The organism is Nitrospinaceae bacterium, from assembly GCA_018669005.1.
GTDB lineage: Bacteria > UBA8248 > UBA8248 > UBA8248 > UBA8248 > UBA8248.
The window spans coordinates 1-13,551 of record JABJAL010000115.1 but is presented as its reverse complement, the minus strand read 5'-3'; the positions used below and the strand labels follow the sequence as shown (position 1 = coordinate 13,551).

Genomic DNA, 13,551 nt, shown 5'->3' with positions numbered 1-13,551 from the left:
GCCGTGGATAATAAAAGCTCGAATCTTTACATTCTCATTGCTGGCGTGGCGCTGATTTTAGTCAGCTTATTGGCTTGGGCGCTTCAAGACCCCATTAGCGGGGTATCCCTCTGGGGTTATATCGCCCTCGGGATTGGTGTCATCTCCCTTGCCTTTGGTATCTGGGAGTCGCGGCACGGACTGGTGGGTGGCGTCCGAAGAAAGTCTACGCGGACGGGGATCCAGGTGGGTGCGATGGTTATCATCGTTCTGGGTATCCTGATCGTGGTTGAGCTTGTTTCAATCAAGCACAACGTTCAGTGGGACGTGACGCCGGGCAAATTCTTCTCGCTATCTCCGAAGACACTTCAAATCCTCGCAAAGCTTGATCAGGAGAAAAAACAGATTGAAATACTCTCGTTCACGGCGAAAGTGCAGAACGAGGGTGTTAAGAAAATACTTGAGCAATACACGCGCCGCTCGAAAATGGTGAAGTTTCGTTTCGTTGATTTGGATACTTCGCCAAGGAGCGCAAAGAAATATGGCGTGGATGCCTATGGCACGATTGTCGTTGTTCATAAGTTGCCCGGTGGTGAAAAAAAGGTGGCCAGTGGTGCAGGCAAGGCCGGGGACAAGAAAAAGAAGGATTTTCGCTCGGAGAAATTTTATGATCTTTCCGAGAATTCCATTGCCAACGCTATCCTCAAGACGGTTCAAACGAGCCAGAAGCGGATCTATTTCTTGACGGGCCACGGGGAGCGTCAGTTTGTTGGTCGTGGCCGGGAGCTTATGGCGTCGCTTGCGACGAATATGCGTGATGATAACTATAAAGTGGAGGAGCTTTTTCTTCTCCGCAAGAAGGGTGTTCCCGAGGATACGAATCTTCTCGTTGTAGCGGCGCCAAAAAAAGACATAGAAGAGGCCGAGGCTGGATTTATTGACGCCTACTTGAAAAAAGGCGGGAGGCTACTTGTTTTTCTTGAGCCCGATTCGCCTCGTGGGCGTCTTACGGACTTGTTGGGACGCTATGGTGTTGATACGCCGGAGTCTTTCGCCATTGACCCCCGGGCTGTTCAGTTCGCCTTGGTGGGCGGAAATGAATTGACGCCCTTTGTCTCGCAGTATGGCATTCACGACATCACCAAGCAGATGAAGGGGCTGGCGACGATGTTTCCCACGGCCCGAAGAATTTCGGAGAAGACGAAGCCGGGCAAGGGAATATCTGTAGAAACGCTCGCCAAAACTGGGCCCGGCAGCTTCACCGTCAGTCGTATCGAGGTGAAGAAGAACCAGGTTGCCTATGATCCGGCCACGAAAAAAGACGGACCGGTATCACTTGGGGTGGCCGTGACGGTGGATCTGGCGAAACTTGGCGCTAAGAATGGGAAAAGCGCACCACCATCTGCAGGTAAAAAAGAAAGTAAGAAAGAGGCTCGGCTCGTTGTGTTTGGCGATGTTGATTTTGCGAGCGATGCCTACATCGGGGCCCAGGGCAACGGGAACTTGGTGCTCAATTCGGTCAACTGGCTAAGCGGTGAGAAAGCGCTCGTCTCTATTCGAGCAAAACGGCGCACCGGCGAGCCGCTTCTTCTCTCCGGCGGGCAGGGGCGTTTCGTTCAACTGTTCACTGTTTGGCTGATGCCTCTGTTTATGATTCTGCTGGGCGCCGCCGTCTACGTGCGAAGAAGACAACTACGGTGAATTTCAAGAAAAATCTCATCCTATTGGCGGCTTTTCTGGTTGCCGCAGGCGCCTACTATCTCTACGACGTGAAGTGGGCCGGCGAGAAAAAGGCCGAAGAGGAGCGAAAAGCCAAGTTTCTAAAGGGCGTGAAGCCAGAGCTCTTGATGCGTGTCTCCCTCCAGAGAAAAAAAGAGCCCTTCCAGGTTATTCGGGCCGAGAAAGTATGGCGTTTCGTTAAGCCGGTTGATGCGCAGATGGATGAGGACCAACAAGAGATCGTTCTCAAGGCCGCCGCAGGCCTCAAGCCCGGTCGCAAGCTTGGCAAGGTGGCCGACATTTCGGAATTTGGCCTCGACACCCCGGAGATAACCCTCATCTTGGGCGTCAAAGGCGAGAGCGATGTTTCCCTGCAAATCGGCGATATAACGCCCACCCGTGAGTTTCGCTACGCATCGCTGAAAAGCAATAAATCCCACATCTTTACAATCAAAATCTCGGATATCGCTAAAATAAACAAATCGGTTTTTGAATTGCGAGACCGCTCTATCGTTGCCGTCAACACGGACAATGTGCAACGTATTGTCGTCGAGCCCCGGGAGCAGGTGTCTTTTTCCGTGGCGCGCAAGGACAAAGAAAATTGGGAAATGCTCGTACCCATCAAGGATGCCGCCGACAACTCAGAGTCTGATTCCATCCTCACGACGCTTCGGTGGCAAAAAGCCTCTCGATTCGTGAAAGAGGACCCAAAGGCCGAGGATCTGGTTGCCTACGGCCTCGATAAGCCGGTTTATACGGTGCGCCTTTTCATGGACAAGGAGGGGAAGAAGACGGACGGCCTCCATATGGGCATGACGACCGAGGGCACGGTCAAGGACGCGCGGGGTAGAAAGAAAAAGGCGGTGCTTCATTACGTCCGCAGAGTGTCGGGCGGCCCGGTGATGCTAGTTGCGGATGATGTCCTTAAAAATTTACCCAAGGCGCCGTTCAATCTTCGCAAGAAAAATGTCATCGATTATGACGTTGACCACATCACGCGTCTGAAAATTGAAAATCCCATTGTGACTCTCGACATCAAGCGCCTGGCGAAGAAGAAATGGGATATGAAAATATCCAGGCCAAATGGCGAGTCTGTCAGCATGCCAGCGCGACATAAACATGTTGACGACGTTCTTTGGGACATCAAATGGGCCAATGCCGTTGAGTTTGTAGACGCGCCCAAGAAGGCGGATATGGCGAAGTATGGTCTTGCCCCGAAGGCGGACAATCGGGTGAGCGTATGGATAAAGAAAAAAGAGGACGGCCCTGAGGTGAAGCGAAGCTTCACGCTCGGCCCCTTGGTGGATGATAAAAAAACTTTCGGCCGCATGGATGAGCAAAAAAGGCTTTTTGCTTTCTCGAAAAAGAATTTTTACAACATCCTGAGAGGTGGGTTTTATCTCAGTGATCGGCGCCTGACGAAATTCGATGAAGACGAGGATATCTCTAAAATCACCTTGAATTTTTCCACTGGCAAGGAAATGGTGTTCCGCCGAAACGGCGCGGAGTGGGATACTGAAAAGCCCGCCGGGAAAAAGGCGAATGGCAGCAAGTTGAATAGCTTGGTTGCCATGCTCAAGGAGCTTGAGCATGAGGGCGAGGCAAAAGATGAGGGCGGTTATGATTTTGGTAAATTCCGCGCCCGCGTTTCTTTAGAAGGCAAGCGGGGGAAGAAATTGGGGACCGTGACATTTGCCGGAGGCGGTTCCGCTAAAGAGTGGTTCGTCAGGCAAGGGGAGGCGGGCTCAGCCTCCGGTGGCAAAACCCTTCGCGTGAAAAAATCCCAGATAGGGCCAAATTTACCTGAGATGCCCTCTGATGTGATTATCGAAAAACAAAAAAAAGAAAAATCCTAACCGCCTGCTCTTATCCGCAGGTTGATTCGGTCAACCACCTCAATCCCCAAAAAATCGCCTCGCACAATTCTCATTCCCTGCTCGGAAAGCCTTTTGCTTTAGTCACCCGCTCCATCTGCTCCATGTGAAGCGCATCGTGTATCCCCATGTAGTGCATTCGATCGTAGACGTTCAATTCCCCGTATCGGGTGGAAGGGGGAATAAGTCGTTCGAGCTCATGGCCTCGATAGGGAGCCAGCGCCGCTCCCGTTTCCTCGCGCGAGGGCAAGAGAAGGGGAATCATCGCCGAGAGGAGGCGGCCCTCTTTCGGTAGAAGATGATCGGGCGAGGGGACAGCACCCTGCTCGCGCCGCCTGAGCTGATCTATCGTAAATTTTTCGGGGTTATCTGGCGCGTTGTCCCAAACTTTATTTTCTTTCGCATCGCTCAGCGTCTTTAGCAGCCCTTGTCTCGCGAAGGTGTCTGTTAAAAGTATATGCTCTGCGCCTTGGGCAATCGACCACTCTCCGGCTCCTGGCTCCCAGCTTGCCTGGGCGTCAGTGTAGTTCCCCATAAATTTAATGAGGGCTTCCCTGTCGTTAACCGCTGATTTGATTGCTGCGTCGAATTTCTCTTCCGGTGTCATGGCTCCCCTCCGAAATAATTAAAGCATTCAAGGAATGGGTTTAAAGTAGCATGGTTTACAGTGGCAATTCGAATGCGTGGCCATTGTGCCTTGTGCGGACTAAAAAAAATCCATGGGAACCTCTGGTAAGTGACTCGGGGTGGGTTCGGGTGTATTATTAATTAGTGATAATTTTTTTATTAAAAGGTTTTTTTCGATACTGAAGTTCTCGCGGCGGTAAATCTGATTCGTTCTATTTGAGGTCTCTCTGGATGGCTGATAACAATGATCTGCCCAAGGGGCCTGAGCTATCGCCAGAGGAGAGTGCCCAGCTTAAAAAAACGGGTGCTCGTTCCCGAGGCCAAAGAATATTTGTTTTGATGCTACTTATTGCGCTTGGGATAGGTGCTGTTAAAGGCGCCTCCATCTGGAGCAAGAATTACTGGAGTTTCGAGTCGACAGACAATGCCTATGTGAAGGCGACCGTCGTTCCGGTCAGCCCCCAGGTTGCCGCCGTAATTAGTGAAATGCTTGTCTCTGATAATCAGGCTGTTCATGCCGGCGATTTGCTTGTGCGCCTCGACGGGAGGCGTTTTGAGGTTGCCGTAGAAAAGGCTCGGGCCGCCGTCGGCGTGGCGCGAGCCCGCTTTGAGTCGAGTAAGGTTTCTGTCGTGCACTCACAGGGGCGGGTAAGCGGTTTGCTTGACGAGGCGCGAGCCCGTCTGGCCACCCTCAGAAAAACCCTGCTCTCGGCCCGCGCCCTGTTGCTTCAAAAGGGAAAAGAAACGCAAGCCTTCGCCGCCACTCAATCCCGCACACGAGATGAACTTAAGCGAAAGAAAAGCCTCCACCGCCAGCGCGTCATATCGGACGAGGATCTGACCCAGGTTGAAGCCTACTTCAAGGTTGCTGTAGCCAACCACGGAGCCGCCAAAGCGGCCCTGGACGTCGAGGTGGAGAAGGTTGCGGCGCTTGGACAGCAGATAAAGCAACATCAAGCCTCGGTTGGCCTCGCCGTAAACGAGGGGCGCTCGGAGAGGATGGAGGAGTTGACTTCGGATTCCCTCAAGGCCGAGCTCGACGAGGCTGCGGCCGACCTTAAGGATGCGCGTTTGCTCCTCTCGTACGCTGAAATCAGGGCACCTGTTTCAGGCTATATCTCAAGGACGCTGGACCCCGGCACTTATGTTGATAAAGGTCGTCCGCTTCTCTCCATTGTCCAGCTTCACAAGGCCTATATTCGTGCGAATTTCAAAGAAGTCCAACTAGAAAATATTCAGGTGGGCCAGTCCGTTATCGTCAAGATAGACGCCTATCCGAATCACCCCTTCCGAGGACGCATCCATAGCGTCTACTCGGGCACGGGCGACGCTTTCTCCTTGCTCCCTCCCGAGAACGCCACTGGCAACTGGGTAAAAATCACACGCCGGGTTCCCGTGAAGATCCTGCTTGAACAAGCGCCTCCCCCCAATGTTTCCCTCCTTGTTGGCATGTCGGCCCATGTGAAGGTGGATATTCGCGACCGTAGCGGCTCGCGAATGCTCGCCTATCCCCCTCGTTCCCAAAAAAGCCAGACCCTTGTTCGTTGACTAGGGAGCCAGAAAGCGCCGCCCCCTCAAGCGGTGGTGAAACGGCGGCCTCTAGCGGTCAGGAATTTCAGAGCGCGAGCCGGGGAATGGTGACGTTCTCCGTTATGTTCTGCACGTTTATTGCGGTCCTGGACTCGACCATCGTTAATGTTGCGATGAAGCATATGCGGGGGGCGTTCGGGGTCGATCTATCGACGATTACTTGGGTGGCAAGCAGCTATAGCATTGCCCAGGTCATCATGATCGTGATGTCCGCTTGGTGGAGCACCCTTCTAGGTAGAAAGCGTTTTCTCCTCATCTCCATTGCCGTGTTCACTGTTGGCTCGATGATGTCGGGCACGGCGACCACCTTCAACGAAATGATGATTTACCGAGTCATTCAGGGGATTGGTGGGGGAAGCCTTGTTCCGCTCTCCCAAGCCATTTTGAGGGAATCGTATCCGCCCAAGCTCCAGGGGGCGGCGATGGCTCGCTTTGGAATGGGTGTGGTGATGGCCCCGGCCATCGGGCCCATGGTGGGCGGGTACCTCACCGAGGAATTCGGCTGGCCTTGGATTTTCTATATCAGTGTGCCATTTGCCATCTTTGGTTTCATCATGGTGAGTATTTATGTGAAAGATCCGCCTTATTTAAAACGCGGAATTCGGAAAATTGATTGGGGCGGCATTGTCTTTTTGATCGTCGGGCTGACAGGGGTGCAGCTGTTTCTTGAAAGGGGCCAGGAGGAGAACTGGTTCGATTCGACCTGGATTACGTGGGTGGCCGTCATCACAGTGACTTCTCTGGCGGTGATGATTTGGTGGGAGCTTCGTGAAGAGGAGCCCATAGTCGATTTCCGGGTACTTAAAAATGTTCAGCTGAGCGTGGGCTCCAGCATGATGCTTATATTCGGTATTGCCCAGTTCGGGACAACATTCATCTTGCCCCAATTTCTTTTGGATCTTCTCGCATACTCGCCCTCCTATACAGGTTTAATCATGGCCCCTCGGGGCATCATGTTGTTTATAACGCTGGCGGTTGTGGGGCGGCTTTTCCAATATGTAGATCGGCGAATATTCATCCCCGTGGGCGTTGGGCTGATCATCGCCGGGATGGTGGTGTTCTCACGGCTCTCGCTTGAGGCTGATTTCTGGACCATGTTGCCGGGTTTGATTCTCCTCGGCATGGGCGCGCCCTGTATATTTATCACCATGTCGACCGTAGCGCTGGGCAGCGTTCCGCCCGAGCAGGCGACGGCGGCATCGGGAATCTTTAACCTGGCTCGGCGGATGGGTGGGAACATCGGATTTGCGCTGCTCACCACCATTCTTGAGCGGCGGATCGCCTATCACCGGATTAATCTGCTCTCGAACATCAATAATCTGAACGAGGCGTTTGTCCGTTTTAAGAGCGGCCTTGGGCAGACCCTCATCCAAAAGCAGGTGCCGCTTCACATGATCGACGAAAAATCCTACGCCATGATCGAGCGCATGATTGATCGCCAGGCCACCATGCTCGCCTATAATGATCTCTATATATTCCTTGGCTGGCTTTTTGTGGCCATCGTTCCGCTGGTCCTGCTCCTTAAGGCCCGGTCCGACAGTGTAAAATAAACCAGAGAAAACTCTTTTTGCGTCCCCCCATGTCTTGCCAATGAGCTTCTAAGTAAATAAATTACAAAAAATGAGATAGATTTCATTTAACAGGCGATAAGCCGAGATTGAATCTAGTCACCCCTCTTTGTGGCCAAATTTTCAGTGCTAATAAAGTTTTACATGGCGAGGCGCTAACTGCCCATTCGGACATAGCCTTGATACTTAATTCTACCCATCGTGTCTAAAATTCTCTGGATGTGTAATGCTTGCAGGGGTTTATCCATTGCCACACGCAGAATTTTATCGCGTTGATGAGGAGAGTTGGCGTGTCTTTGATTCAGAGAAAATGCCCGCTATGTAGGGACAGCGAACACGACGTTATTGTGGCGCTTGAGCAAAAAGACTTCGTCGAGACTAACGATACATATAATAAAGAAATAGTGCCTTTACTTGCTCTCGAATCCGACCAGCAATACCCGATTGTCGCTTGCCGTGCCTGCCGCATGGTCTATTCCCTCTATCGGCTTGACGATGAGAGGCTCTCGATTGTTTACAACCGGATTATTGATCCGCAAATAAGCCTGGAAAAAACGATGCGTATTTCTCGAAGGCTCCAGGACGTCGCCATTTGGCAGAGTATTCTTCGCCTTCTCGCAGGCCGTGAAAAAGAGCCAGTCAACCTTAAAGTGCTGGATTTCGGTTGTGGCTGGGGAAGTATTCTGCAGGCTGCAAGCGGCCCTGGGGTGACGACTGTGGGACTTGATGCGACGGGCTATAAGTCCGAATGGGCCGAAAAACATGGTGTCATCATGTGCGGATCTGAGGCGGAACTCGAAAATCATCAGCCGTTCGATTTATGTATCTCAACATCGGTTCTTGAGCATGTATCAGAGCCCAGGGAAGTAATCGGGGCGATGGGCAAGGTGATGAAGCCGGGTGGATTCGCCTTTATCGTCTGCGTGATCGACGAGGTGGCCTCCGCTGCTGGCTGGGAGGGACTGCGGCGCAACTTAGCCGATGGGAAGCCGATCACGAAAAACGTTAATCCTTGGGAGCATCTTAATTATTTCACGAAAGATTCGCTCACCGATTTAATGAAAGGCGCGGGGTTTGAGTCCTACACCCATCCCGATGATCGAATCAGAGGGGCGTCATCGTTGACGGGGATGCTCACAGCAGTGGCTAAATCCGTTCACCGCCGAATTCAATATGGTGGAAACCACGTGCCCCCGTTCTGGCGCTATCGCGGTTAAATAGTGGCGGCAGTGACGCCCACCTCCGCTCTGACCTGCCAATTGTTCTCATTTATCCAAGAAAACCACCCAGGACCACTACGTGCGCCTCGTAACGGAAGTTATCGAAATTCCTAGCGGCTTTTCTTTTGGGAGAAATCAGGCAGTAAATCAGGCAGTAGCCAATAAAAATGGGGTGCCCCAAATTAGGAACACCCCGGTAAAGCATTGAATCTACTTCAATTAATGGTCGGGGCGAGAGGATTTGAACCTCCGACCCCTTGACCCCCAGTCAAGTGCGCTACCAGACTGCGCCACGCCCCGGCCTTTTCTGATTTCGAAAGCTAATGATATGTATGCGAGGAAAGCGATTTCGTCAAGGCTGCCCGGCGGTGGCAGCGATGGGGACGATGCCGCTCTTTAGATTGGTGCCAGAGAGATTGGTTGTTCGCCGCGCTGTGCCTCGGCCCCTGAGGCGAGCCATTGACGAGATTCGATGGTTGCCCGACCTGGAAATTGTGGTCAAGGTTTTGGCCCGTAGGGGTACTGCCTGGCCTTGGATATGAAATTGCATGTTGCCGGATACGAGTTGAATCCTCGTTTTTTCGCTTAACGCCTGTAAGCGATAGGAGGCGTTTTTGCCTAGTAGGCGTCCTTCGTTTGTCCTGATATCCATCATGACTTGGCAGGAGGTGTTTTCTCCTAACATCGCGCCATCCAGTAGATAGACCCGGTAGATGCCGCGGGCCGTTTGGCCGCCAAGCTTAAATACGCTGTTGGGCTCGAGAATGAACTTGCAAACTTTATCTCCCGCAAATTTGATGAGCGCGCGCCCTCCTGGCCCGGTTTGTATGTAATCGTTCGGATGAAGCGAGACCTCGCGAATCAACTTGAATGGTTCTCGGTTCGACGACATCAAAACGGGCGCTCCCTCCAAGGGAAGGGCTATGAGCGATGGCGTTTCATCGGCGTAGAGAGAAAAGCTAGAGGTAGCAATAGTGATGAAAAGGGTGGCGAAAATTGATAGACACAGCAACGGGCGAATTTTCAAAAACGCTGTTTTCATATTCCACCTGGTTGGCGGCCAGGATAAAGAAAAGGCCACAGAACCGAACAGCCTGTTTACATGATTACTTATAAAAATTTTTGGCCTTAACTGCAAGTGCCGCCGCATATAATTCATTGAATTATTGCCATACTAACCTTCGGGCAGTAATGACGCCCGTCCTCATGCCAGCCCACTGCAGGCTGCCCTTGTAGCGTCCATGCTCGATTTTCATACAACGGTCCATGATGACGGCCAAGCCTGCGTTTTGCGCCCGAAGGGCTTGTTGCTCGTTGATAACCCCAAATTGAAGCCATAATGCCTTGACACCAATAGCTATCGCTTGGTCAACAATTTCTCCAACATCCTCAGGGCGCCGGAATACATCCACCACCTCGGGCGGCTCTGGAATATCGGCCAGCGAGGGGTAGCATGGCTCGCCGAGCACCTCCTCGTAGCGAGGGTTCACCGGTATAATATCGAAGCCCATTCGCTGAAGATAATAGGCAACGAAGAAACTTGGTCGAACCTCGTTGGCAGATACGCCTACAAGGGCTACCCGGTGCATTTTCTTAAGTATCTGTTGAATAGTACTCGTGTCCTGGAGCGAAGGATTTGTCATTGTGTGGCACTACTCCCGTCTGCGCCCGCTGTCGCGATGAGGCTCTATTTCGTGGCGGTGGTGAGGCCGCAATCGAGATCCCATAATATATCGTCTATGTGTTCGATTCCGACCGAAATCCGTAAAAGCTCGGGTGTTATTTTTCCGGCTTTCATATCCTCTTGGGTTAATTGAGCATGGGTGGTAGACGCCGGATGGATAATCAGGCTTTTCGCATCGCCCACGTTTGCCAGGTGGCTATGGATTTCCAGCCCCTCAATAAATTTGACGGCCGCCTCATATCCGCCCTTGACCCCGAAAGAGAAAACAGAGCTTTGCCCTTGGGAAAGGTATTTCTGGCCCAAATCGTAATAAGGGCTTGTAGCGAGGCCGGGATAGTTGACGAAGGATACGCGCTCATCGGCGGCGAGAAATTCGGCCACCCTCTGGGCATTCTCCGAGTGGCGCTCCATGCGAAGATGGAGTGTTTCGAGACCCTGGAGAAATAAAAAAGCGTTGAAGGGGCTCGGGCAGGGGCCCATGTCGCGCATTCCCTCGGTTCGGGCCTTGGTGATATAGCCAAGCTCACCAAAGGTCTCGTGGAAATTCAGTCCGTGATATCCCTTCGATGGGCTGACCATGGAAGGGAATTTTCCGTTTGCCCAGTTAAATCTCCCAGAATCGACGATGACGCCGCCGATGCTTGTTCCGTGGCCACCGATGAATTTTGTCGAGGAGTGGACGACGATATCGGCGCCCCAGTCCAGGGGGCGGCACAGATAGGGCGAGGCAAATGTGTTGTCCACAATAAGAGGGACATCGCACTCGTGTGCAATTTTGGCGATGGCCTCAAGGTCGGCTACGTTCGAAAGGGGATTGCCGATGGTCTCGCAGTAGAGGGCGCGGGTTTTGTCGGTGACGGCCTCGCGGAAGGCCTCGGGTCTGTCGGGGTCAACAAATGTCACATTCCAGCCGAATTTTCGAAAACTAACGTCGAATTGGGTGTAAGTGCCTCCGTAGAGGGTGGCCGCCGAAACGATCTCATCTCCGGCCTCAAGTAATGTGAAAAAGGCGAGGAATTGAGCCGCTTGCCCCGAGCTGGTGGCGAGGGCGCCGATGCCGTTCTCAAGGGTGGCCATTCGCTCCTCGAAAACGGCCACGGTGGGATTGCCTATCCGTGAGTAGATATAGCCGTAGTCCTGGAGAGCGAAAAGACCAGCTGCATGGGCCGTGTCTTCAAAAACGAACGAGGAGGTCTGGTGGATGGGTACCGCACGGGAGCCCGTAAGAGGGTCGGGGCGCTGGCCTGCGTGCAGTGCGAGCGTGTCGAAGTGGAAGTTATGGGGAACACCGTCGCTGGTCGTAAAACGCTCATCCTCGGCCATAGCGGCTCCTAAAAAGAATATTTCAAGTCAAAACATTTTTTTTGAGACAAGTTATTTTCTACCCCTTTAAGAATCATCGCAAGACAGAGAGAGTTTTTAAGGGCTCAACGGGTGTGTGAATCAGAGAGCTGGAGGTTGTGGGAGGGAACCAAGTATCTTGATTTGTTTTAGTGAAATTAAAGTTTTTTTTGGGATGTCTCGATTAACGATTGATATTTTAAGTGAATTCGTTTTGTTAGGGTATTGTAATTTTTTATATTAAAGGGCTAATGCTTCTTGGGTATGCCCCGTTAAGTAGTAAAGATAAGGGCTAGAAAGCTCACAAGGATGTGGGTTGCCGCCCAAAACAACCAAGATTGGTTTTCTCCTCAAGGAGGAGGGGTTACCATGGCCGATGCCAATTTGATACTTGCTGTTGCAAGGGGATTGCGCCCAGCGCTCATTACCGGAGCAGTTGCTAATGCACGCTCGGAAGTGAACCAGCTTGTAGCGAGCAAACAGTTAGCTGATCGTAGGACGATGATTGCTCTCGTTGCTGCGAACTCACTACAGAGCCCTATCGGGATAGATGTCCTGGCGTAAGGCTAATTCTGAGATTAGAGTTCCTCGTTTCATCGAGAACTCTAAGTCTCGGTAGTATCGCCTGGATTTTCCTTTTTCCTGCGAACCTATCTGTAGCAAGAAATACAATCCTTCGCGGCCTTTTAAGTGTTCTCTCATCGCATTGACGCTATCCTCTCCATGCTCTTATACTTTTCCATCTTTTTCGCCCCTATATAGTTTGTAGACTACAGCCGATGGCTCGAATACTCCTCTCCAACGATGACGGTGTCACCTCCGAGGGCCTGCTTGCGCTTCACCAGTCGGTGAGTGCGCTCGGGCAGGTTTCTGTCGTGGCGCCTGACCGAGAGCAAAGCGCGGCAGGTCACTCTCTGAGCCTTCATCGGCCCCTGAGAATAGACGTGTTCAAGGAGGGTTGGTGCGCCGTTGACGGCACGCCCACTGATTGTATCAACCTGGCACTTAATGGTCTGTTCAAGGATGCACCACCCGATATTGTCCTCTCGGGCATCAACAAGGGGGGTAATCTGGGCGACGACATCACCTATTCGGGAACAGTGGCCGCCGCGATGGAGGCGACCCTTCTCGGTATCCCCGCCGTAGCGATGTCGCTCTCTCATGAAAACGGCGAGGTGTTGAATTTCGAGTTGGCCCAGGATTTTGCTCAGAAGATCACTAAACAGGTTCTTCAAAACGGCTTGGGTGAGGGAGTGCTTTTAAACGTTAATGTGCCCAATATCCCACTCGATAAATGCCGGGGTGTCCGCGTCACTCGCCAGGGAAAGCGAATTTATGGTGACGCCATTGTCGAGAAAATCGATCCGCGTGGCAGGGAATATTTCTGGATAGGGGGAAGCGGCTTGAATTGGGTTCGCGAGCCTGACACGGATTTCGATGCCATAGTGAACAATTTCATTTCGGTAACGCCCATTCGTTTAGACCTCACGGATTTCGATGCCATCAAAAGCATAGAAAAATGGAACTTTTGATGAACCCATCATTTTTCGGGAGTGGCCCAAAAACGGATAGCCGCTGGGCACGGATGTGTGAGGAGATGATCCAGACGCAACTCCTTGACCGGGGCATCAAGGATAAAAGTGTGATTGCCGCGATGCGACGCGTTCCGCGCCATTTGTTTGCACCCGAGGTGTTCCACGATAAAGCCTATTCGGATCGCGCCCTTCCCATCGGAAATGCCCAGACGATCTCGCAGCCCTATATGGTGGCCATAAGCCTTGAGACCCTTGCCTTGACGGGAGGGGAGAAAGTGCTTGAGATCGGCGCGGGAACAGGATACGTTACGGCCCTCTTGGCGGAGATGGCTGGCCAGATACGGGCTATCGAGAGAATACCGTCCCTGGCCGAATCTGCCCGAGTTCGCCTGGAGAAGCTGGGCTACACGAATT

Annotated in this window: 12 protein-coding genes and 1 tRNA gene; 8 read left to right on the top strand and 5 right to left on the bottom strand. The window is 52.3% G+C overall.

Annotated elements, in window-relative coordinates:
- Nucleotides 1-3 precede the first annotated feature (3 nt).
- Complete coding sequence (locus HOJ95_17625; protein MBT6396514.1) at nt 4-1,680, top strand: hypothetical protein; 1,677 nt, start codon at nt 4-6, stop codon at nt 1,678-1,680.
- A complete protein-coding gene (locus tag HOJ95_17620) occupies nt 1,677-3,554 on the top strand; it encodes a DUF4340 domain-containing protein (protein ID MBT6396513.1) in 1,878 nt (625 codons plus the stop codon). Before HOJ95_17625 ends, HOJ95_17620 begins: the two co-directional genes overlap by 4 nt.
- A gap of 70 nt (nt 3,555-3,624) precedes the next feature.
- On the opposite strand, the gene HOJ95_17615 is transcribed toward HOJ95_17620, so the two are convergent.
- A complete protein-coding gene (locus tag HOJ95_17615) occupies nt 3,625-4,179 on the bottom strand; it encodes a DinB family protein (protein MBT6396512.1) in 555 nt (184 codons plus the stop codon).
- A 251-nt stretch (nt 4,180-4,430) separates the two neighbouring features.
- Here HOJ95_17615 and HOJ95_17610 point away from each other — a divergent pair, with 251 nt between their 5' ends.
- The 3 genes from HOJ95_17610 (at nt 4,431) to HOJ95_17600 (ending at nt 8,574) form a co-directional block, all read left to right on the top strand.
- A complete protein-coding gene (locus HOJ95_17610; protein MBT6396511.1) occupies nt 4,431-5,747 on the top strand; it encodes an HlyD family secretion protein in 1,317 nt (438 codons plus the stop codon).
- 86 nt (nt 5,748-5,833) lie between these two features.
- A complete protein-coding gene (locus HOJ95_17605) occupies nt 5,834-7,339 on the top strand; it encodes a DHA2 family efflux MFS transporter permease subunit (GenBank protein ID MBT6396510.1) in 1,506 nt (501 codons plus the stop codon).
- 308 nt (nt 7,340-7,647) lie between these two features.
- Nucleotides 7,648-8,574 (top strand): class I SAM-dependent methyltransferase, encoded by a 927-nt coding sequence (locus tag HOJ95_17600; GenBank protein MBT6396509.1) that lies wholly within the window; start codon nt 7,648-7,650, stop codon nt 8,572-8,574.
- Between the two features lie 226 nt (nt 8,575-8,800).
- Here the strand turns inward: HOJ95_17600 and HOJ95_17595 are convergent.
- The 4 genes from HOJ95_17595 to HOJ95_17580 form a co-directional block, all read right to left on the bottom strand.
- Nucleotides 8,801-8,877 (bottom strand) — tRNA-Pro (locus tag HOJ95_17595).
- A gap of 52 nt (nt 8,878-8,929) precedes the next feature.
- The gene (locus tag HOJ95_17590) at nt 8,930-9,619 is read right to left on the bottom strand and encodes a hypothetical protein (GenBank protein MBT6396508.1); all 690 of its coding nucleotides are present in this window, start codon (nt 9,617-9,619) and stop codon (nt 8,930-8,932) included.
- Between the two features lie 121 nt (nt 9,620-9,740).
- Entirely contained in the window at nt 9,741-10,220 is a 480-nt protein-coding gene (locus HOJ95_17585; GenBank protein MBT6396507.1) for a CoA-binding protein, read from the bottom strand.
- A gap of 44 nt (nt 10,221-10,264) precedes the next feature.
- Nucleotides 10,265-11,584, bottom strand: coding sequence for an O-acetylhomoserine aminocarboxypropyltransferase/cysteine synthase (locus tag HOJ95_17580; protein ID MBT6396506.1), 1,320 nt, complete (start codon nt 11,582-11,584; stop codon nt 10,265-10,267).
- Nucleotides 11,585-11,971: 387 nt separating this feature from the next.
- Here HOJ95_17580 and HOJ95_17575 point away from each other — a divergent pair, with 387 nt between their 5' ends.
- The 3 genes from HOJ95_17575 to HOJ95_17565 all read left to right on the top strand — a co-directional run.
- Nucleotides 11,972-12,166: a hypothetical protein gene (locus HOJ95_17575; GenBank protein MBT6396505.1), complete on the top strand. Its 195-nt coding sequence runs from the start codon at nt 11,972-11,974 to the stop codon at nt 12,164-12,166.
- A 215-nt stretch (nt 12,167-12,381) separates the two neighbouring features.
- Nucleotides 12,382-13,134 (top strand): 5'/3'-nucleotidase SurE, encoded by a 753-nt coding sequence (surE, locus tag HOJ95_17570; GenBank protein MBT6396504.1) that lies wholly within the window; start codon nt 12,382-12,384, stop codon nt 13,132-13,134.
- Nucleotides 13,134-13,551, top strand: a 418-nt coding sequence (locus HOJ95_17565; GenBank protein MBT6396503.1) for a hypothetical protein, incomplete at its 3' end; no start/stop codon positions are given. The genes surE and HOJ95_17565, both read left to right, overlap by 1 nt.